The sequence below is a fragment of the Halomonas elongata DSM 2581 genome (assembly GCF_000196875.2).
In the GTDB taxonomy this organism is placed as follows: Bacteria; Pseudomonadota; Gammaproteobacteria; order Pseudomonadales; family Halomonadaceae; genus Halomonas; species Halomonas elongata.
In genome coordinates, this window is the sequence record NC_014532.2 from 420,125 (window position 1) to 440,374 (window position 20,250).

Below are 20,250 nucleotides of genomic sequence, written 5' to 3' on the forward strand. Positions count from 1 at the left end.
CATGGTGCAGCGTTTCGACCGTCTCGATGACGTCTGGCCTGCCGGGCTGGGACGCCGCCTGGGGGCCATGGTTTATGACGGCCTGCTGGTACTGGCTATCTGGATCGCGCTGGCCGCCGGCCATGTGCTGGTCAGTCGCCTGCTGCTGGACATGCCGGCAGCGCAACTGGGTGTCGGTGTCGTCCAGGTGGCCTCGCTACGTGTCTTGCTGCTGTGCGGTGCCTTCGTCTTCTTCGCGTTCTTCTGGATGCGTGGCGGCATGACGCTGGGCATGCAGGCCTGGCGCCTGCGCGTGCAGACGACGGACGGGCGGGCGATCAATCTGCGCCAGAGTCTGGTGCGCTATCTGGTGGGCGCGCTTTCCTGGGCGGCTTGCGGCCTTGGGCATCTGTGGGTGCTGTTCGACGCCGAACGCCGTAGCTGGGCCGATATCGTCTCCGGTACGCAGGTTGTGGTGGTGCCCAAGGCGGGCACCTGACATGCCTGATACGAAAGTCTCGTCCTCTCCGGACAAAAAAGTGACAGCCTATGGTTGCGATAGGCTATGCGAATCATTTACATTTGCCTCGAGGTCAGCACGAGGTGATGTCATGTACATATGTCTATGCAAGGGTGTCAGCGACAAGGCCATCCGCCAGAGCGTGGAGGAAGGTGCGCGCAGTTGGCGCGAGGTCCAGCTCGAGACGGGCTGTGGTACCCAATGCGGCAAGTGCGCCTGCATGGGCAAGGGCATTACCCGCGAAGCCATTCGCGAGACGCTGACCGCTCCCGCCGAAGCACTGGCCTATGCGGTGTGATGACAATCGATATTGTTTGTGTTGCCATTAGCAACTGATTGATTTTATTGAATTTTCTGTGACGTGATCTAGACTGTTGGGTATGCCTGGCAGGGCGGAGGGGCCCGTGCCAATGTAAAAAGGACCCTGACAGCAATCGAGGTAACGTCATGAAAGGCGACAGCAAGGTCATCCAGTATCTCAATACGGTGCTCGGCAACGAACTGGTAGCCATCAACCAGTACTACCTGCATGCCAAGATGTACCAGGACTGGGGGCTCGCCGCCCTGGGCAAGTGGGAGTACAAGGAATCCATCGAGGAAATGCAGCACGCCGATACGCTGATCGAGCGTATTCTCTTCCTCGAAGGCATCCCTAATCTGCAGGATTACGGCAAGCTGCTGATCGGCGAGAACACCAAGGAGATGCTCGAGTGCGATCTCAAGCTCGAGCAGAAGGCCCGTGCCGACCTGATCGATGCCATCACTCACTGCGAACAGGTCAAGGACTACGTCAGCCGGGACCTGTTCAAGTGCATCCTCGATGACGAGGAAGAGCACATCGACCACCTGGAAACCGAACTTGGTCTGATCGACAAGGTGGGTATCCAGAACTACCTGCAGAAGCAGATGCAGGAAGCTGAATAAGCTGGCTGGGCTACGCCCGGAGCTGTAAGCCGTAAGCTATAAGCGGTAAGAAGAACCCTCCGGGGCGATGCCTTGGAGGGTTTGCTGTTTGTATGGAAAGGGTGAACCTGCTAGAAGTGCTGGGGTATCTTCGGAGCTATAAGTTGGAAGAATAGCGCTCAGCGCCTTGAAGAGAGAAAACCTTCCAAGTGATATCCTTCGAATCTCGCGTCTCGATGCTCGCGGCTTACGGCTCTTCTTCCTTCCCCCTTCCTTCTTCTCCTTTGCCTAAAAAGCCTTCTCCAGGGCGAAACGCGGTAGCGGCTCCCCCTGCATCTCGACTTCTTCCATGAACATCGACAGGGGACGGACCCAGAGGCCGTAGTCGCCATACAGGGCGCGATAGGCCACCAGCGGCTCTTCGGTTTCGCTGTGATGGGCCACGCCGATCACCTCGTAGAGCGCGCCCTTGTAGTGGCGATAGATACCGGGAACGGGATGCTGCGCTTCCATCGTGGATCTCCGTGGTCAATGAGCGGAAGTAGCGTCGCGGGCCAGTCGCGCGAGGACGCGGCTGGCGGCCGCGAAGCCGAAGCTGCCGGTGACGAAGGTGGCGGCGCCGAAGCCCGAGGCGCAGTCGAGTCGTGTCGACTCTCCGGCACCGGGCTTGGTGTGGCAGACCTCGCCGTCGGCGCCGGGGTAGACCAGTTGCTCGTCGGAATAGACGCATTCCACCGAGAAACGTCGCCGGGGATTGCGCGAGAAGCCATGGTCGCGGCGCAGGCGGGCGCGCACCTTGGCGAGCAGCGGGTCGTGTTCGGTGCGCGTAAGATCCGCCGTGCGAATGCGCGTGGGGTCGGTCTGGCCTCCGGCCGCGCCGGTGACGGTGATCGGCAGCTTGCGTCGCTTGCACCAGGCGATCAGCGCTGCCTTGGCGACCACGCTGTCGATGGCATCGACCACATGATCGGTGTCCTCGGGCAGACGGTCGGCCAGGTTGCCTGGCGTGACGAAAGCGGTGTCGGCGATGACCTCGATGCCGGGCTGAATCGCACGGCAGCGCTCGGCCAGAACTTCCACCTTGGGGCGGCCGATGGTGCCATCCAGGGCGTGCAACTGGCGATTGACGTTGGAGACGCAGACGTCGTCCAGATCGATCAAGGTCAGCCGGCCGATGCCGGAGCGCGCCAGGGCCTCGACGGTCCAGCTACCCACGCCGCCGACTCCGGCCACCACCACGTGAGCCTGCCGAAAGCGTTCTGCGGCGCGCGCACCGTAGAGACGCCGGATGCCACCGAAGCGCAGCTCGTAGTCGTCGTCCTGTGTAGGCGTGGGGGGCATGAGGGGATCGTTCATGGGCTTGTCGTCGCGGGGGCTGAAGGGGAGATGCCTCGGCGATTGTCCGGCAGGTGAGCCGACCAGCCGAAGCGCTGGAAAAGAGCGGTCATGGGGGCATCGAGGGCACAGCCAAGCGTGAGGCGGCGGCCGTCGACCGGGTGTTCAAAGTCCAGGCCCACCGCGGCGAGCAGCAGGCGGGGACAGTCCAGTTGCTCGGCGAAGAAGCGGTTGTGCACGCCCTTGCCATGCTTGGCGTCGCCGATGATCGGATAGCCGCGGCGCGACAGGTGACGACGGATCTGGTGACGCCGGCCGGTGAGCGGGCGGGCTTCCATCAGCGAATAGCGCGCGCTCGGGTAGCGGTCGACGCGCACTGGCAGCTCCACGCTGTCCAGGCGTCGCACCTCGGTGCGCGCCTCGCGCGCCGGCATCTCTGCCTTGGGGCGTCGTCCATCCTCATCCCGCAGGGCATAGTCCAGGCGTTCGGCCTCGGGGCCCTGGCCACGCACGACGGCCAGATAGCGCTTGGCGACCCGCTGCGTGGCGAAGGCATCCGCCAGTCGGCCGGCGACCTCCGGGTCGAGGGCGAACACCATCAAGCCCGAGGTGGGGCGGTCGAGGCGGTGAACCGGGTAGACGCGCTGGCCGATCTGGTCGCGCAGGGTCTGCAGCAGGAAGTGCCGCTCGCCCCGGGCCAGGGCGCTGCGGTGCACGAGCATGCCCGCCGGCTTGTGCACGGCGATCAGGTGGTCATCGTGATGGAGAATGGGCAGTGCTTCGATCATGTCGGCATCGGGGTCGCAACGAGGGCGACATTGTCGCCGCCGCTCGCGCGGATGTCATCCATCGTTGTTGCCGGTACTCCGAAAAGGACCGGCCGAGGCACTCTGGTACTCGGTGGGGCCCAATGATATTTTTCGGAGGAATCCGGCCCTTTCCTGTTTGCAACACCTCGAGACGACGACCCGAACGCCATGGAAGAGACTTCGCGCCCCCACCTGGTAGTACTGACCGGCGCCGGCATCAGCGCCGAGAGCGGTATCCAGACCTTTCGTGCCGCCGACGGGCTCTGGGCCGACCATCCCATCGAGGAGGTCGCGACCCCGGAGGCCTGGGCCCGGGATCCCGAGCGCGTCCTGCGCTTCTACGATGCCCGTCGCGACCAGGTGCGCCGTGCGCGTCCCAACGCCGCCCACAAGGCCCTGGCACAGCTCGAGCGCGAAGGCTTTCGAGTCAGCATCATCACTCAGAATATCGATGACCTGCACGAACGGGCTGGCTCCCGGCAGGTCGTGCACTTGCATGGCGAGATCCTCAAGGCGCGCTCCTCGGTGGATGAGCGCATGCGCTATCCGTTGCCTCGCGGCGGAATCGCCCTGGGCGATGTCTGCGACAAGGGCAGCCAGTTGCGTCCCGATGTGGTGTGGTTCGGCGAGGCGGTGCCACGATTCGACGATGCTCTCGAACTCGTCGCCGAGGCCGATCTGCTACTGGTCGTGGGAACCTCGCTGGCGGTGATGCCGGCAGCCTCGTTGCTCGATGAAGCGCCCCTGGCGACCCCCCGGGTGCTGGTCGATCCCGAGGCCAGTGAGCTGACAACGGCCGGCGTGAACGGGCTCGCTCTGCCCGCCGGCGAAGGCGTGCCCCTGCTGACGCGCCACTGGCGACGCGAGGGGCGTCTTTGGCTGCCCGAGACCGTGTTCGGCTGATCGGATGCGGTTGGTGGGCATGCTAGAATAGCGCCCCTTTTTCGACACGCCAGTGAAGCATGCAGGACGACTCCTCGACATTACGCCATTCCGATACCGACCCTGCCTCGCCACCCCGGCGCGAGTTCAAGGCGCGCGGCAGTTTCGTGGTGCGCTGTGAAGCGTGCAATCTGCCAAGCCTCAACTGCCTGTGTCCCTACCGGGTGCGTGCCGAAAGCCGGACCCGAGTGTGGCTGCTGACGCATCCGATCGAGCAGTACAAGCCTACCAACACCGGCCGTTTGATCCGCGATGTGCTGCCGGACACCGAGGTCTTCACCTGGTATCGCACGGCACCGGACGAGCGGCTGCTCGCCCTGCTTGAGGATTCGCGCTATGCGCCCTTCGTGGTCTTCCCCGACGATCAGGAGGGATACGCCGAGCGCGTGGTCGGCATGGACCGCGTGATCGAGCGTCAAAAGACCGGCCGGATTCCCGTCTTCATTCTCCTCGACGGCACCTGGCGGCAGGCGCGTCGCATCTTCCGTCGCAGCCCCTATCTGGCGACCCTGCCGGTGTTGCCGCTGGTCACCGACCGGCAGAGCCGCTATCGACTGCGCAAGGCGGCGTCCAGCGACCACCTGTGCACCGCCGAAGTGGCGGCGGAGTTGCTGCGTCAGGCCGGCGACACCCGGGCGGCCGATGTGCTCGACGACTATTTCGAAGTCTTCAATGACAACTACGCCGCCAGCCGCCGCCACACCAAACCGACGGAACCGACACCGGCGATGCGTCGCCTGTTGGCGGCGCGAGGGGATGAAGCCGAAGAAATCTACGGGCGCAGCACCTTTTCAGAGCGTGATGAACAATGAGCGAACTGAAAGGCTTGCTAAGAGGGGTAAAAGAGTCGCGAGCGATGAGCAGTGTTTCCTTGAGTGGTTCGCGTAATGTGATACCGCCTAGGTGAAGTGGGCTCCGTATATCCGCAGACATGTTCTCTTTCAGAAGTGAGTTATTGTGAAGATATGTCGTACCGGATAATCAGGCTGCCCTTCTTCATTTTCATGCCCTGAATATCTATGCCTGGAATCTTCCCCAGTGAATGCACGTGGGTGCCGCCGCAGGGGTAGGGTGCCAGTTCGCCAAAGCCAACTTTTCTAGTCCCGCTTTCATCTACGGTGATACGCAGAGGTAGATCCGCAGCAATGAGTTGGGCGCATGCCGCCTGAATGCTGTCGGATGTCGGTTGCTGTGCTTGGGCCTCCGGCTTGAAGACGACGCGAGCCTCTCCGGGCCAGTGGTGCGCCTTGGTCGGCGCCCACCCCCTTTGCTCCATAACGTGGCCGATCAAATGCCCAGCCGAATGCAGCATGGAGTGAAGTCGGCGCTGTTCCTGATCGACGCGAGCCTGGGCAATGCCCACAGGTACCGCGATATCGGTGTAATGGAGCACGTCGCCCTCCGCTGTCGATTCGACATGTAACACCTCTGCCTCACCGATCCAGCCGGTATCACTCGGCTGTCCGCCGCCCTGGGGATGAAAGGGTGTCGACAGCATGCGAACGGCAAACCGCTCATTGTCGCAGGGGCGGCAGTCGATGATCTCGACAGCGCATGTCAGTACTTCCTCGGCCAAATACAACCGCTCCGACATTTTCTCGATTCCTTGGCTCTTCCTCCGATAGTGCTTTCATTGTATGAATGGAGTCGCAAGGCGATAATCCCTTGTCGGATCAAAAGATTTATTCTCCATGAGCAAAAATGAAGCCACGGCCTTGCTGAGCGAGATGGCCGTATTCGTGAAGGTCGTCGAGGCTGGCAGTTTCTCTGAAGCCGGCCGGCAGCTTGCTTCCACCCCGTCGGCCGTCAGCCGTTCCGTTGCCCGGCTGGAGAAGGCGCTGGGGACCCGGTTGTTACAGAGAACGACCCGCAAGCTGCGGCTGAGTGACAGTGGCAAGGAGGTCTACGAACGTAGTCGGGACATCGTCAATGCGGCACAAGCGGTGATGGAGGTTTCCGGGCGGTTCAGCCATGAACCTCAGGGCTTGGTAAGGCTCAGTGTCCCAAAGGCCGTAGGACGCTTCGTAATCCATCCGCACATCCCGGAATTTCTTGCGCTCTATCCCGAGGTCAATCTGGAGATGAGACTGGATGATCGCTATATCGATCTCATCGACGACCAGATAGATGTGGCGATTCGCATCACCGATCAGCCGCCTCCCGGGCTGATGGGGCGCCGGCTGCTGAGCATCGACCATCTGCTGTGTACAACGCCTCACTACCTGGCCGAGCACGGTACGCCCGCGCATCCCCGTGACCTGAAGCATCACAGTTGCATCTACCTCGGGGAGGAGCCCGGGGATTCCAGGTGGAAGTTCCGCCAGGGCAGCAAGGTTTTCACGGTGAATGTCCAGGGCCGCTATGCAGTCAACCATACCGGCGCCCGTCTGGACGCCGTATTGCATCACATAGGTATCGGGAGCCTTCCCTATTTTACGGCCAAAGAGGCCCTTCAACAGGGCCTTGTCATCCAGGTCCTACCCGACTGGACCTTCAAGACGAATTACTGTGGTGATGCCTGGGCCCTCTATCCACCGACCCGACATTTACCCCCCAAGCTCAGGGTGCTTATCGAGTTTCTTGCCGAACGCCTGCGGTAGTCTGAGCTGCCTCTTAGCCGAACAGGGTGCCGGCGATGCGCAGCCCGGCGATCCAGGTGCCGGCGGCGGAGCCGAGCGTTGCGGTCAAGAACACCAGCAGGGTGCGTGAGACACGGTTGCGCCACCAGCCCTTCAATTCGGTGACATCGTGACGCAGGGTCGAGAAGTCCCGGACCTTGGGCTTGCGTAGTGCGAGCTCGACCCCGGCGGCGACGAAGCCGGCGCCGATGGTGGGGTTCAACGAGGTCAGCGGGGCGGCGACGACGGTGGCGAGCACCGTCAGCGGGTGCGCCAGGGCCACCAGAGTGGCTGCACCGGACAGGGCGCCATTGATCAGGAACCATTCGCCGACCAGTTGCCAGCCGAGGCCCGTATTGCGCGAGAAGCCGATGGCGAAGCCGGTGAGCACCAGCGCGGTGATCAGCCAGGGGATGGCCTTCCAGACCCTGGAACGTGGCGGGGTGGTTTCCAGGCGCTCCCGTTCTTCGCTGGGGGCCTCGGGCAGAGGTGCCTCCAGGTGTTCGGCCATGCCCTGCAGGTGGCCGGCTCCGATCACCACCAGCACGTGCCGATAGCGCCCCGGCGGGCAGCGCTCGGCCAGTCGCAGAGCCATGTAACGGTCACGCTCGCTGATCAGCGGGGTATAGAGCGACTCGGACTGGGTAGCGAATTCGCGGAAGGTGGACTCCAGCACATCGCCTTCCTTGAGACGCTCGATGTCCTCGGCGGAGACGTCCTGGCGGGAGAGCACGCCGCCGAGCAGCCCGGAGAACAGCGAGAAGCGCTGCCACCAGGGCACGTTATGGTAGATGCGCTTGAGGGTGATGCCGATATCGCGGTCGATCAGCTCCAGCGGCAGTGAATGGGCGCGCGCGCCCTCCAGGGCCGCACGCATCTCGGCGCCGGGCTCGATGCCGGACTGCTCCGCCACACGCTGTTGAAAGGCACCCAGCGCCAGGCTGGCGGCCACCATGCCGGCCTTGCCCTGGCGAAAGATCTGAAAGAGATCCTGCTCGCCGAGGGCATCCGGGTTGGCGAGGTTCTGGTGGCGCGAATCGCACAGCTCAATGGCCACGGCATCGAATTCGCCGGAAGCGATCAGGTCGCGCACTTCGGTGGCGCTCTGGGCGGAGACGTGGGCTGTACCTAGCAGGGTATAGCGGGTCTCGCCTACTTGCAGGGTCCGGCGGGGGCCGAGAGTTGCGGCGGCCGGTTCGGCGATGGCGCAGTCCTGTGTATCGGTCATGGGCGCTCGGGCCTTGAAAATGTGAAGGGTCGATTATCCACGAAGGTCAGCGGCGGGCCAAACCCGACACGGCACTTGCATTGACTTTGCTACTTGCGCCAGAAGGCCGGGGTAAACAGCACCACCACCGTGAAGATCTCCAGGCGACCGAGCAGCATGGCGACGACCAGGATCCACTTGGCCAGGCTGGGCAGGTCGCCATAGTGGGCCGAGGCCTCGCCGAGTGCCGGGCCCAGGTTGTTGAGGGTCGCGCCCACCGTGGACCAGGCGGTGACCTGGTCGACGCCGGTGGCCATCACGCCGACCAGCATCAGGAAGAACAGCAACACATAGGCCGAGAAGAACCCCCACACCGCCTGGGCGATACCATCCGGCACACTGACCTTGCCGATCTTCACGGCGATCACCGCGCTGGGATGGATCAGGCGCATCACCTCGCGCATGCCCTGCTTGAGGATCAGGATGATGCGAATCACCTTCATGCCGCCGCCGGTGGAGCCGGAACAGCCACCGACGAAGGCGGCCACGAACAGCAGGAAGGGCAGCGCGCCGGGCCAGGTGGAGAAGTCTGCCACCGAGAAGCCGGCGGTGGTGGCTATCGAGACGACCTCGAAGACGGCATGGCGCAGGCCCTGGAGGGTCTCGTAGTCGCTGGTGAGCCATAGCGAGACGGAGGTGATGATGATCAGGCCGGCCAGGAACAGCATCAGAAAGCGTGCTTCCGGATCCTGGAAGTAGTGGGTCAGGCGGCGTTCCCGCCAGGCCACGAAGTGCAGGCTGAAGCTGAAGGCCGAGATCAGCAGGAAGGCGGAGCAGATCAGCTCGATGGCGGCGCTGTCGAAGTAGCCGATGCTGGCGTCATGCGTGGAGAAGCCGCCGATGGCCACGGTGGAGAAGCTGTGTCCCAGGGCATCGAACCAGTTCATGCCGGCGGCCATGTAGGCCAGGGCGCAGGTGACCGTCAGGGTGGCGTAGATGTACCACAGTGCCTTGGCCGTCTCGGTGATGCGTGGTGTCAGCTTGGAATCCTTGAGCGGCCCGGGAATCTCGGTGCGATACAGGGCCATGCCGCCGACGCCGAGCGTCGGCAGGATCGCCACCGCCAGAACCACGATCCCCATGCCGCCGAGCCACTGGAGTTGCTGGCGGTAGTAGAGGATCGCCTCGGGCAGCAGGTCGATGCCGGTGATCACGGTCGCCCCGGTGGTGGTCAGCCCGGAGAACGACTCGAAGACCGCATCGGTGGGCGAGAGTGCGGCGGCGCCGGTGAGCATCAAGGGCAGGGAGCCGAACAGCCCCAGCACGCTCCAGAACAGAGCCGCGATCAGAAAGCCGTCGCGGGTGCGCAGCTCCTTGCGGGCGTGGCGATTGGGCAGATACATCAGGGCCCCGGTGCCCACGGTGATCCCCAGGGCCACCACGAAGGCCTGCCACATGCCATCGGCGAACAGCAGCGAGATCAGGATCGGCGGCACCATGGTCAGGCTGAACATCATCAGCAGCAGACCCAGGATGCGCAGTATCATGCGCAGACTCATGCGATGAGCTCCCCCGTCGTCCCTGTCGACATGGTGAACTCCATCAGAAGAAGGTCAGCCCTACCTGGAAGAGGCGCTCGACATCACGGATGCGGCGCTTGTCGATGACGAACAGAATGACGTGGTCGCCGGACTCGACGACCACGTCATCGTGGGCGATCAGGACTTCCTTGCCCCTGACCACGGCCCCGATGGTGGTGCCGCTGGGCAGGTCGATGTCGCCGATGGCGCGCCCCACGACCTTGGAGGACTGCGTATCGCCGTGGGCGATGGCTTCGATGGCCTCGGCGGCGCCGCGCCGCAGCGAGTGCACGTTGACGATGTCGCCGCGGCGCACATGGGTCAGCAGGCTGCCGATGGTGGCCTGCTGGGGAGAGATGGCAATGTCGATCTCGCCGCCCTGGACCAGGTCGACGTAGGCGGCGTTGTTGATCAGCGTCAGGACCTTCTTGGCGCCCATGCGCTTGGCCAGCATCGACGACATGATGTTGACTTCGTCGTCGTTGGTCAGCGCGCAGAAGATGTCGCAGTCCTCGATGTTCTCTTCTTCCAGCAGGCGCTTGCTGGTGGCGCTGCCGTGCAGTACCACGGTGCGGTCGAGGCGCTCGGAGAGCTGAGTGCAGCGCTCCAGGTTGTGTTCGACGATCTTGACCTGATGGCTGTGCTCCAGGTGCTCGGCCAGGCGCTCGCCGATGTTGCCGCCGCCGACGATGACCACGCGGCGAAAGTCGCGCTCCAGGCGGCGCAGCTCGCTCATCACGGCGCGGATATCGCGTCGGGCGGCGATGAAGAAGACTTCGTCGTCGGCCTCGATGACGGTGTCGCCGCGCGGAATGATGGGGCGGTTACGGCGGTAGATGGCGGCGACCCGGGTGTCGACGCTGGGCATGTGGCGCCGCAAAAAGCCCAGCTCCTGGCCGACCAGGGGGCCGCCGTAGTAGGCCTTGACCGCCACCAGCTGCACCAGGCCGCCGGTGAATTCCAGCACCTGCAGGGCGCCGGGATGCTCGATCAGGCGTCGGATGTGGTCGGTGACCACCTGCTCCGGGCTGATCAGGACATCGATGGGCACCGCTTCATGGGCGAACAGCCCCTTGCGGGTCAGGTAGGCGGTGGCGCGCACCCGGGCGATCTTGGTCGGTGTGCGGAACAGGGTGTGCGCCACCTGGCAGGCGATCATGTTGACCTCGTCGGTGTTGGTCACCGCGATCAGCATGTCGGCGTCCTCGCAGCCTGCCTGGCGCAGCACCATGGGGTAGGAGCCGGCGCCGGCCACGGTGCGAATGTCCAGGCGAGTGTGCAGTTCGCGCAGGCGGTCGGCATCGGTGTCCACCACCGTGATGTCGTTTTCTTCGCGAGCCAGGTGCTCGGCCAGGGTGCCGCCGACCTGGCCGGCACCAAGGATGATGATCTTCATCGCGTATCACTGTCCGCAGGGATGAGAGGTGGGCGCCATGGCCACCACTTGGTGGCGCAAAGCCTAAACCAGTCGTCGGAGGAAGAACAGACGAGAGCTCAGTCGAGCGTGAAGCCGACCTTGATCGTCACCTGCCAATGGGCCACCCGGCCATGCTCGATATGGCCGCGCGTGTCGATGACCTCGAACCAGCGCATGCCGTGCAGGCTCTCCGAGGCCTTGCTCAGCGCGCCCTGGATGGCGTCCTCGACGCCCTTGTCGGAGGAGCCGGTCAGTTCGATGTGCTTGTAGGTGTGGTTCATGATGACGATCCTTCGGTTGACGTTGGCGAGAGGACGAGGACTCGTCAGGCGGTCCCTTTCCTCAGTCTGGCATAGAAGAAGCCGTCGTGACTGTCGGGACTTGGCAAAAGCTGGCGTCCGGCGCCGGCGGGTCGCCCCCAGGCAAGGCCGTTCGGCGTGGTGACCTCGACGCCCGGGGTGCGCTCGAGGAAGGCCTGGACCTGGTCGGCGTTTTCCTCCGGCAGTACCGAGCAGGTGGCGTAGAGCAGGGTGCCACCCGGTGCCAGCAGGGGCCAGAGGTTGTCCAGCAGGCGTGCCTGCAGTTCGGCGAGCTTGGCGATATCCGACGGACGGCGCAGGCGCTTGATGTCCGGGTGGCGCCGGATCACTCCGCTGCCGGAGCAGGGAGCGTCGAGCAGTATGGCGTCGAAGGCGGTGCCGTCCCACCAGTCGCGTTCGGTGGCGTCGCCGTGGGCCAGCGAAGCGCTCAGGCCGAGCCGCGCCAGGGTGTCCTCGACCCGCGCCAGGCGGGCGTCATCGCTGTCGATCGCCTGCAGGTCGATATCGAACAGCTCCAGCAGGTGAGCGGCCTTGCCGCCCGGGGCGCAGCAGGCGTCCAGTACCCGGGCGCCGGGTCGCGGAGCGATCACTGGCCCCAGCAGCACGGCGGCGAGCTGGGCGGCTTCGTCCTGAATGCTGACGTGACCTTCCTTGAAGCCCGGCAGTTCGGCGATATCGCAGGGCGTCTCCAGGGTCAGGCCATCGGGTGCATGAGGGCAGAGCCGTGCGCCGGGCGAGTCGAGTCGTTCCAGGTACATCTCGCGGTCGCCATGACGGCGGTTGACCCGTAGCGTCATGGGGCCGGGCTGGTTGTTGGCATCGCAGATCGCCCGCCAGTCATCGGGCCAGGCCTGGCGGAATGCCTTCACCCACCAGCGCGGGTGCAGCAGGGCCACTGCCGGGTCGCGATCCACTTCGGCCAGCAGTGTCGTGCTTTCCCGCTGCAGGCGTCGCAGGCAGCCGTTGAGCACTCGGGTGGCCCAGGCCTTGCTCAGCAGGCGCGCCGCCCCTGCGGTTTCGCCCACGGCGGCATGGGCGGGTACGCGCAGGTACAGCAACTGGTAGATACCGACCAGCAGCAGGGCCTGGATATCGGCATCGCGGGTCTTGAAGGGTTTTTCGAGCAGCTTCCCCGCCAGGGCTTCCAGGCGGGGAAGGGCTCGGCAGGTGCCGAAGCAGAGTTCCTTGAAGAGCCCCCGGTCTCGGGCCACCACCTGGTGTTCGTCGAGATCGTTCAGCGATTTCTTGCCGGTGATCACCGGCGCAATCGCCCGGGCGGCGGCGGCGCGCACGGCCTGGCCATTGTCGAGGGGCTTGCCGCGTCCGGCGTCGCGTCGCTGCTGGTTCATGCGGATCTCTCCCGATCAGGTGTTCCGAGTCGTGTGCCGACGGTGAAGCGGTCTGCCCGGGCCCGCAATAGTTCGGCGACGTCCAGGGGCTTGCCGCCGGGCAGTTGCGCTCGGGTCACGCGCAGCACGCCATCGCCACAGGCGATGCGCAGCGCGTCGGCGTCGGGCTCGAGCAGGGTGCCCGGCGTGGCGTTCGTCTCGTGGCGCGCGGGAGCGCCGGGTTCGGCCAGCCACAGGCGCAGGCGTTCGTCGCCGAGCGCACACCAGGCGACCGGCCAGGGGTTGAAGGCACGAATCCTCGCGGCGAGGGTCGCGGTGGGCTCACGGAAATCCAGTTCGGCTTCGGCCTTGGAGAGCTTGGCGGCGTAAGTGACGCCGTCGTCGGGCTGGGGCTGTGCTGTAAGGCCGGGCCCGGCCAGGGCGTCGAGTGTCTCGATCAGTGCCTCGCCGCCCAGCTCGGCCAGGGTGTCGTGGAGCGAGCCCCCGGTGGTGTCGGCTTCGATCGGCGTGCGCCGGGTGAGCAGCATGTCGCCGGTATCCAGCCCCTCGTCCATCTGCATCAGCGTCACGCCGCTTTCGCTGTCGCCGGCTTCGATGGCGCGCTGGATCGGGGCGGCCCCGCGCCAGCGCGGCAGCAGCGAGGCATGCACATTGATGCAGCCCCGCCTGGGGGTGTCGAGGATCTCGCGTGGCAGGATCAGGCCATAGGCGACCACCACCATCAGGTCGGCGTCCAGGGACGCGAGTTGCACCTGGGCCTCCGGTGTCCGCAACGATTCCGGCTGATGGACGGGAAGATCGTGGGATTGGGCCAATACCTTGACGGGACTCGCGGTCAGCTTGCGGCCGCGACCGGCGGCCCGGTCGGGCTGGGTATAGACACCGACGACGCTATGCTGGCTCGCCAGCAACGCTCGCAGACTCGCGGCGGCGAAATCGGGCGTGCCGGCGAAGATGACGCGCAGGGATTGGGACATGTCGAGGGGCCTTGCCGAAATGGATGCCCCTTATGATAACGGAGCCGATCGCAAACGACGAAGGGCAGTGCCATCAACGGCGGCACTGCCCCTGTGCATGATGCTTCGGTCGGCGTTCAGGCCCCCTGGGCGAGCTTGTGACGCTTCTGCATCTTCTTCATCACCCGGTCGCGCTTGAGCGGCGACAGGTAATCGACGAAGAGCACGCCGCGCAGGTGGTCGCACTCGTGCTGGATGCAATGGGCCAGCAGCCCCTCGGCCTCGAGCTCGTAGGGCTCGCCCTGGCGGTTCAGGGCCTTGAGGTGGACCTTGAGGGCACGCGGCACCTCGGCGTAGTACTCGGGGATCGACAGGCAGCCTTCCTGCATCGGCTCGCGTTCATCGCCGATCGGAGTGTATTCGGGGTTGATCAGCACCAGGGGCGCGCTCTGGTCATCGCTGACATCCATGACGATGACCCGGCGGTGCACGTCCACCTGGGTGGCGGCCAGGCCGATGCCACGGGCGTCATACATGGTCTCGAGCATGTCGTCGACCAGCTGGCGTACCTCGTCGTCGACCGTCTCGACCGCGGCAGCCTCGGTGCGCAGCCGTTCGTCGGGGAATTCGAGGATGGGGAGTTTGGCCATGGCGTAGGGTCACCGTTGTACAGTCATACGAAATATACGTCTATTCTAGAAGGCGATGTGCGAGGGGAAAACCGCTCGACATGCATCGTCTCGATAGGATTGGACTATACCATCTCGGCGATGTTCCGGGGACCGTCGCCGACCCGGGCAAGGAGATTCGCCCATGCAACGTAGCGCCACGGACTGGCTGGCCCTGTCCCTGTTACCGGGCGTGGGGGCCGCGCGGCTCGCCGAGCTGGCGGCCAGCGATCCACCCTGGCCGGATGGCTGGTTGGCTGCCTTGCCGCGACCGGCCGCCCAGGCCCTGCGATTGTGCCTCGAGCATCCCGCACAGAGTCCGCTGGCGGCGCGTCTCGCCACCGAGCGGGAGTGGCTCGATGCTGCGCCCGATCGTCATCTGCTGCACCCCGATCATCCGGCCTGGCCGGAGGCGTTGAGTCAGATCGCCGATCCGCCGCCGGTGCTCTGGGCCCTGGGAGACCTCGATGCCCTGGAAGCGCCGCGTCTGGCGATGGTCGGCACCCGTCGCCCGACCCGCGAGGGCACGGGCAACGCCGCGGGTTTCGCTCGAAGTCTCGCCGAGCGGGGCTGGTGCGTGGTCAGCGGCATGGCCCTCGGTATCGACGGCATTGCCCAGCAGGCCGCCCTGGATGCCGAGGGCCGAAGTATCGCGGTACTGGGCTGCGGCGTGGACGTGATCTATCCGGCCCGCCATCGACGCCTCCACGAGCGGTTGCGCGAGCCCGGTGGCCTGCTGCTCTCCGAACATCCGCCGGGCACTCGGGCGAGGGCGGGGTTCTTTCCACGCCGCAATCGCCTCATTACCGGTCTGTCACGGGGCGTGCTGGTGGTGGAGGCCGCCGAGCGCAGTGGCTCGCTGGTCAGCGCCCGGCTGGCGGTCGAGCAGGGGCGCGACGTCTTCGCCCTGCCCGGTTCGATCCACAATCCCCAGGCACGCGGCTGTCTGCATCTGATTCGGGAGGGGGCCGCCCTGGTCAGGGATCTGGATGACATCCTCGCCGAGCTCGCTCAATGGAGTGTGGCGCCCGTGGTGAATCGTCGCGCACCAGAGGCGGCGCCGGACGCGGATCCCGTGCTGGCCTGGCTCAGCGACACGCCCACGCCGGTGGATGCCCTGGTCGATTTGACCGGGCTGGCGGTGCCGGACTGCCAGCGTCGCTTGCTGGCGCTGGAACTGGAAGGACGGGCGAGCCAGGCGGCGGGCGGCTGGGTACGCCTGCCGACCTCGCCGGGGCCATGCTAGAATCGGCGGGCGTCGTGATCGATTCGGCAGGATACCGGGTCGAACGCCTCGCTTGTCGGGTCAATCGTTCGGATGTATCACCATGCTTCAGGCCAGTTCCCTCGATACCGCTGTGGCCGCCTTGCGCGAAGGCGGCGTGATCGCCTATCCCACCGAAGCCGTCTGGGGGTTGGGGTGCGACCCCGACGACACCTCGGCTCTGACTCGCCTGCTGCGCATCAAGCGTCGCGATCCCGCCAAGGGTGTGATCCTGGTGGCCGCCGACCTCGACCAGTTTTCGCCCTGGCTGGAGGGCCTGCCGGATGAACGCCGCGCGGTGCTGGCCGAGCCGCAGGCGCAACCTACGACCTGGCTGGTGCCCGACAACGGGCGCGCCGCCGAACTGGTCCGGGGCGAGCACGACAAGGTAGCGCTGCGCGTCAGCGATCATCCGCTGGTCGGCGAGCTGTGCCGCGCCTTCGGCGGTCCGCTGGTGTCTACCTCGGCCAATCGCGCCGGTGAACCTTCGGCGATGAGTGCAGAGGAAGTGCGTCGCGTCTTCGGCGATGAGCTGGATGCCCTGCTCGACGGCCCCCTGGGGGGTCATACCCGCCCCAGTACCATCCGCGATCTGGCGACCGGTCGGGTCCTGCGGGCCTGACGCTGGGCTTTATCCGCAAGCACTCGGTGCTTCCCCAATCCGTTTACCCCAATCCGCTTCCCGAGGAGGTCCCGTGGCCCAAGCGCATCTCGATGACGTCAAGACGTATCTGCTCGACCTGCAGGACCGCCTGTGCGATGGCCTGGCCGCCGAGGACGGCAAGGCCGGCTTTCGCGAGGATAGCTGGCGTCGTGAAGAGGGCGGGGGCGGTCGCTCCCGGGTGATCGAGAACGGTGCGGTGTTCGAGAAGGGCGGCGTCAACTTCTCCCACGTGCACGGGGCGACACTGCCGGCCTCCGCTTCGGCCGCGCGGCCGGAACTGGCGGGGCGGAGCTTCCATGCGGTGGGCGTCTCCTGGGTGCTGCACCCGGAGAACCCTCACGTGCCCACCAGCCATGGCAACGTGCGCTTTCTCATCGCCGAGAAGGAGGGCGAGGCGCCGGTCTGGTGGTTCGGGGGCGGTTATGATCTGACGCCCTTCTATCCCGTGCTCGACGATGTGCGTCATTGGCATCGTGTCGCCCGGGATGCCTGTGCGCCCTTCGGCGAGGACGTCTATCCGCGCTACAAGGCCTGGTGTGACGACTATTTCATGCTCAAGCATCGCGACGAGACCCGCGGGGTCGGCGGCCTGTTCTTCGACGATCTGAACGAGGGAGGCTTCGAGCGTTGCTTCGATTTCCAGCGTGCGGTGGGTGACAGCTTCCTCGACGCCTACCTGCCCATCGTGCAGCGACGCCGCGACACCCCCTGGGGCCAGCGCGAGCGCGATTTCCAGTTGTATCGCCGAGGGCGCTACGTGGAATTCAACCTGGTCTGGGATCGCGGCACCCTGTTCGGCTTGCAGAGCGGCGGGCGTACCGAGTCGATCCTGATGTCGATGCCGCCCCTGGCGCGCTGGGAATATGGCTGGGAGCCCGAGTCGGGCAGCCCCGAAGCCGAGTTGAACGATTATCTCCGTCCCCGGGACTGGCTCGGTGAGGCGGAGCGGGAGGAACAAGCCCAATGAACGATCGCTATTGTGTTTTCGGCCATCCCGTCGGTCACTCGAAGTCGCCGGCGATCCATACCGCCTTCGCCGCCCAGACCGGGGAGGCGCTCGAATACATCGCCATCGAGGCGCCCCTGGACGACTTCGCCGGTGCCTGGCGAGCCTTCACCGCCGAAGGCGGCCGGGGAGCCAATGTCACGGTGCCGTTCAAGGAACAGGCGTATCGGCTCTGCGATACCCTCAGTCATCGTGCCCGGCGGGCCGGGGCGGTGAATACCCTGGCGCTGGACGCGGATGGCCAGACGCGCGGCGATACTACCGATGGCCTGGGGCTGGTCGGCGATCTGCATCGGCACCATGTCGAGCTGGCCGGTGCCCGCGTGCTGGTGCTGGGCGCCGGGGGCGCGGTGCGGGGCGTGCTGGAGCCGCTGCTCGAGGCGGCGCCGGCCAGCCTGTTCATCGCCAATCGCACGGCCGCCAAGGCCGAGGCCCTGGCCGCCGATTTCGCGGATCTCGGCGAGGTGGCCGGTGGCGGCTTCGACGCCGTGCGCGGTCCCTTCGATCTGGTCATCAATGGCACCAGCGCCAGCCTGGCCGGCGACCTGCCGCCTCTGCCCGACGACCTCTTCGCCGAGGGCGGCGTCGCCTACGACATGATGTACGGCAGCGAGCCGACCGTTTTCCTGCGCTGGGCCGGCGAGCGTGGCGCCCGGACCATCGATGGGCTGGGCATGCTGGTCGGGCAGGCTGCCGAGTCCTTCCGGCTGTGGCGCGGCAAGCATCCCGATGTGGCTCCGGTGCTGGACATGCTGCGCCGCTCGCTGTGACCACCTGCCGGGGCACGACCGTTCGCGCCTGGCATCTGGCGCGGACGCCACGGGGCTGCCCCGAGCCCGAGGACTTCGTCTGCCACTCCATTCCTCTCAATCCGCCCGCTCCGGGGGAGGCCTGGCTGGAGCCTCATTGGCTGTCGGTGGATCCCTACATGCGCACGCGCATGCAGCCTGCGGGATATGACTACCTGACGCACTGGCGGCCCGGCGATGCCCTGTCCGCCTGGGGATTGGCGCGCGTCATCGCCTCGCGTGGCCCCTGGCGCGAAGGCGATTGGGTGGTGGGTCACATGCCCGTGGCCGAACGCTGCCGGTTGGGACCGGGCGAGTCGCCGCGACTGCCGCCCCTGGCTCTCCCCGCCGAGACGCCCACTCCCGAGCGCTGGCTACATGCCCGGGGCATGACGGGCTTCACCGCCTGGCTCGCCATGCGCCTCTATGGACTCCCCCGGGCCGGTGAGACCGTGCTGGTGTCCGCCGGGGCCGGTGCGGTGGGCAGCCTGGCTATCCAGTGGGCGCAGCGGGCCGGGGCCCGGGTCGTTGCCACGGCCGGTGATCCCGCCAGGCGCGACTGGCTGACCGAGCGACTGGGCGTGGCGGCGGCGTTGGATCATCACGACAGCGACATCGCGTCGCGACTGGCCGAGGCGGTACCGGAGGGCATCGATCTGAGCATCGAAAACGTGGGCGGTAGTGTCTTCGAGGCGGCCATCGACGTCCTGGTGCCGGGTGGTCGCGTGGTGCTGTGCGGATTGGTCGGCCAGTACAATTCGCCCGAGCCACGGCGCTCGCCGCGCAACCTGTCACGTTTGACGGCAGTCGGCGGGCATCTACAGCCGTTCGTGGTGCCGGGGCATGAAAGTGACTACTGGGCGCGCTTCCAGCAGGACATGGCCGAGTGGGACGCTGTGGCCGCGCCCCTGGACGTGGTGGATGGCTTCGATGACTGGCCCCGGGCCTTCTGCGGGCTCTTCGGCGATGCTGGCGTCAGGGGCGTCGGCAAGCGCGTGGTGCGCCTGCGCTGAGCGACCCGCCCGGCCCCGGGGCGAGCGGGCGGTGGCCTATTGGCAATTGGGGCGGCGACCGGCCTGCCGGGCCCGCTGATACTGAGCCAGGGCCGCGTCCATGTTGGCCTGCAGGCCGTCGATGCGGTGGCCATGGCTGGGGTGGGTGGACATCCACTCGGGCGGCTGGCCTCCGCCGGTGGCGTTCATGTTGTGCCATAGCTCGATGCTGGCGCGGGGGTCGAAGCCGGCCTCGGCCATCAGCTGCAGGCCGATCTTGTCGGCTTCGCTCTCGTGGCTGCGCGAGAAGGGCAGCATCACGCCGTACTGGGCGCCCATGCCCATGGCCGCCATGATCTGATCGCTGCCGGCCACGCCATTGGCTCCCAGTGCCGTGCCGACGACCGACATGCCGAGCTGGGTGGCGCTCTGGGTGGAAGCGCGCTCGTTGGCGTGGTGAGCCAGCACATGGCCGATCTCGTGGCCAATGACGCTGGCCAGCTGGTCCTGATTGGTGGCGATGTCGAGCAGGCCGGTGTTCACGCCGACATAGCCGCCCGGCAGGGCGAAGGCGTTGGCATCTTCGGACTCGAAGACCTTGACCTGCCAGTTCTGGTCACGCTGCTCGGGAGGCAATACCGCCACGATGTCATTGGTGACGCACTGCACATAATTCAGTTGAGCTCCCCCGACCGTCGGCAACTCTTGTTGATACTGGGCAAAGGCCTGGGCGCCCATCTGACTGAGGTCGCTTTCGCTCATCAGCAGCATCTGTGAGCGACCGGTCGGCGAGGTGGTACAGGCCGCCAGGGACACGCCGAGCGCTCCCAGGGCGAGGTAGTGCATCCAGCGCATGATGGTTTCCTCCGTGGATCGACCCCGTGACGGGGCTCTGCTGGATGACAAGATACCGCGCCTGCCTTGCGGGTCAAC

General features: G+C 65.8%; 23 protein-coding genes. 11 read left to right on the forward strand and 12 right to left on the reverse strand.

Annotation, left to right across the window (positions count from 1 at the left end; all coding sequences use genetic code 11):
* Position 1 precedes the first annotated feature (1 nt).
* The 3 genes from HELO_RS01905 (at position 2) to bfr (ending at position 1,423) form a co-directional block, all read left to right on the forward strand.
* A complete protein-coding gene (locus HELO_RS01905) occupies positions 2 to 478 on the forward strand; it encodes an RDD family protein (protein WP_013331116.1) in 477 nt (158 codons plus the stop codon).
* Between the two features lie 112 nt (positions 479 to 590).
* Positions 591 to 797: a (2Fe-2S)-binding protein gene (locus HELO_RS01910; RefSeq protein WP_013331117.1), complete on the forward strand. Its 207-nt coding sequence runs from the start codon at positions 591 to 593 to the stop codon at positions 795 to 797.
* Between the two features lie 149 nt (positions 798 to 946).
* Positions 947 to 1,423 (forward strand): bacterioferritin, encoded by a 477-nt coding sequence (gene bfr / locus HELO_RS01915; RefSeq protein ID WP_013331118.1) that lies wholly within the window; start codon positions 947 to 949, stop codon positions 1,421 to 1,423.
* A 267-nt stretch (positions 1,424 to 1,690) separates the two neighbouring features.
* Here the strand turns inward: bfr and HELO_RS01920 are convergent, their stop codons facing one another.
* The 3 genes from HELO_RS01920 to HELO_RS01930 are packed head-to-tail and all read right to left on the reverse strand — an operon-like array spanning position 1,691 to position 3,525.
* Positions 1,691 to 1,915: a DUF1653 domain-containing protein gene (locus HELO_RS01920; protein WP_013331119.1), complete on the reverse strand. Its 225-nt coding sequence runs from the start codon at positions 1,913 to 1,915 to the stop codon at positions 1,691 to 1,693.
* Between the two features lie 15 nt (positions 1,916 to 1,930).
* Positions 1,931 to 2,758 (reverse strand): tRNA cyclic N6-threonylcarbamoyladenosine(37) synthase TcdA, encoded by an 828-nt coding sequence (gene tcdA / locus HELO_RS01925; RefSeq protein WP_013331120.1) that lies wholly within the window; start codon positions 2,756 to 2,758, stop codon positions 1,931 to 1,933.
* A complete protein-coding gene (locus HELO_RS01930; protein ID WP_013331121.1) occupies positions 2,755 to 3,525 on the reverse strand; it encodes a pseudouridine synthase in 771 nt (256 codons plus the stop codon). Before HELO_RS01930 ends, tcdA begins: the two co-directional genes overlap by 4 nt.
* A 189-nt stretch (positions 3,526 to 3,714) precedes the next feature.
* On the opposite strand from HELO_RS01930, the gene HELO_RS01935 reads away from it, so the two are divergent.
* A complete protein-coding gene (locus HELO_RS01935) occupies positions 3,715 to 4,449 on the forward strand; it encodes an SIR2 family NAD-dependent protein deacylase (protein ID WP_013331122.1) in 735 nt (244 codons plus the stop codon).
* 59 nt (positions 4,450 to 4,508) lie between these two features.
* Positions 4,509 to 5,300 (forward strand): tRNA-uridine aminocarboxypropyltransferase, encoded by a 792-nt coding sequence (locus HELO_RS01940; protein ID WP_013331123.1) that lies wholly within the window; start codon positions 4,509 to 4,511, stop codon positions 5,298 to 5,300.
* Positions 5,301 to 5,440: 140 nt separating this feature from the next.
* Here the strand turns inward: HELO_RS01940 and HELO_RS01945 are convergent, their stop codons facing one another.
* Positions 5,441 to 6,082: an alanyl-tRNA synthetase gene (locus HELO_RS01945; protein ID WP_041601848.1), complete on the reverse strand. Its 642-nt coding sequence runs from the start codon at positions 6,080 to 6,082 to the stop codon at positions 5,441 to 5,443.
* A 97-nt stretch (positions 6,083 to 6,179) separates the two neighbouring features.
* On the opposite strand from HELO_RS01945, the gene HELO_RS01950 reads away from it, so the two are divergent.
* On the forward strand, positions 6,180 to 7,088 hold the full coding sequence (locus HELO_RS01950; RefSeq protein ID WP_013331124.1) for a LysR family transcriptional regulator: 909 nt from the start codon (positions 6,180 to 6,182) through the stop codon (positions 7,086 to 7,088).
* Positions 7,089 to 7,101: 13 nt separating this feature from the next.
* Here the strand turns inward: HELO_RS01950 and HELO_RS01955 are convergent, their stop codons facing one another.
* The 7 genes from HELO_RS01955 to def form a co-directional block, all read right to left on the reverse strand.
* Positions 7,102 to 8,334, reverse strand: a complete 1,233-nt coding sequence (locus HELO_RS01955; RefSeq protein WP_013331125.1) for a TraB/GumN family protein — start codon at positions 8,332 to 8,334, stop codon at positions 7,102 to 7,104.
* A gap of 89 nt (positions 8,335 to 8,423) precedes the next feature.
* Positions 8,424 to 9,872 carry a TrkH family potassium uptake protein gene (locus HELO_RS01960; protein ID WP_013331126.1) on the reverse strand — a complete coding sequence of 483 codons (1,449 nt, stop codon included), beginning with the start codon at positions 9,870 to 9,872 and terminating at the stop codon, positions 8,424 to 8,426.
* Positions 9,873 to 9,915: 43 nt separating this feature from the next.
* Positions 9,916 to 11,289 (reverse strand): Trk system potassium transporter TrkA, encoded by a 1,374-nt coding sequence (gene trkA, locus HELO_RS01965; RefSeq protein ID WP_013331127.1) that lies wholly within the window; start codon positions 11,287 to 11,289, stop codon positions 9,916 to 9,918.
* Positions 11,290 to 11,387: 98 nt separating this feature from the next.
* Entirely contained in the window at positions 11,388 to 11,594 is a 207-nt protein-coding gene (locus HELO_RS01970; RefSeq protein WP_065241253.1) for a dodecin, read from the reverse strand.
* 41 nt (positions 11,595 to 11,635) lie between these two features.
* Entirely contained in the window at positions 11,636 to 12,979 is a 1,344-nt protein-coding gene (rsmB, locus tag HELO_RS01975; protein WP_013331129.1) for a 16S rRNA (cytosine(967)-C(5))-methyltransferase RsmB, read from the reverse strand.
* Entirely contained in the window at positions 12,976 to 13,956 is a 981-nt protein-coding gene (gene fmt, locus HELO_RS01980; RefSeq protein ID WP_013331130.1) for a methionyl-tRNA formyltransferase, read from the reverse strand. Before fmt ends, rsmB begins: the two co-directional genes overlap by 4 nt.
* Positions 13,957 to 14,072: 116 nt before the next feature.
* Positions 14,073 to 14,585, reverse strand: a complete 513-nt coding sequence (gene def, locus HELO_RS01985) for a peptide deformylase (RefSeq protein WP_013331131.1) — start codon at positions 14,583 to 14,585, stop codon at positions 14,073 to 14,075.
* 163 nt (positions 14,586 to 14,748) lie between these two features.
* Here def and dprA point away from each other — a divergent pair, with 163 nt between their 5' ends.
* The 5 genes from dprA to HELO_RS02010 all read left to right on the forward strand — a co-directional run bounded on the left by dprA (position 14,749) and on the right by HELO_RS02010 (position 19,338).
* Positions 14,749 to 15,849 carry a DNA-processing protein DprA gene (gene dprA / locus HELO_RS01990; RefSeq protein ID WP_013331132.1) on the forward strand — a complete coding sequence of 367 codons (1,101 nt, stop codon included), beginning with the start codon at positions 14,749 to 14,751 and terminating at the stop codon, positions 15,847 to 15,849.
* Between the two features lie 82 nt (positions 15,850 to 15,931).
* Positions 15,932 to 16,489 (forward strand): L-threonylcarbamoyladenylate synthase, encoded by a 558-nt coding sequence (locus HELO_RS01995; protein WP_041601849.1) that lies wholly within the window; start codon positions 15,932 to 15,934, stop codon positions 16,487 to 16,489.
* Between the two features lie 73 nt (positions 16,490 to 16,562).
* Entirely contained in the window at positions 16,563 to 17,498 is a 936-nt protein-coding gene (gene hemF / locus HELO_RS02000; protein WP_041601850.1) for an oxygen-dependent coproporphyrinogen oxidase, read from the forward strand.
* On the forward strand, positions 17,495 to 18,307 hold the full coding sequence (aroE, locus tag HELO_RS02005) for a shikimate dehydrogenase (protein WP_013331135.1): 813 nt from the start codon (positions 17,495 to 17,497) through the stop codon (positions 18,305 to 18,307). Before hemF ends, aroE begins: the two co-directional genes overlap by 4 nt.
* Positions 18,304 to 19,338 carry an MDR family NADP-dependent oxidoreductase gene (locus HELO_RS02010; protein WP_049786179.1) on the forward strand — a complete coding sequence of 345 codons (1,035 nt, stop codon included), beginning with the start codon at positions 18,304 to 18,306 and terminating at the stop codon, positions 19,336 to 19,338. Before aroE ends, HELO_RS02010 begins: the two co-directional genes overlap by 4 nt.
* A 36-nt stretch (positions 19,339 to 19,374) precedes the next feature.
* On the opposite strand, the gene HELO_RS02015 is transcribed toward HELO_RS02010, so the two are convergent.
* Positions 19,375 to 20,172 (reverse strand): M48 family metallopeptidase, encoded by a 798-nt coding sequence (locus HELO_RS02015; protein ID WP_013331136.1) that lies wholly within the window; start codon positions 20,170 to 20,172, stop codon positions 19,375 to 19,377.
* Positions 20,173 to 20,250 lie beyond the last annotated feature (78 nt).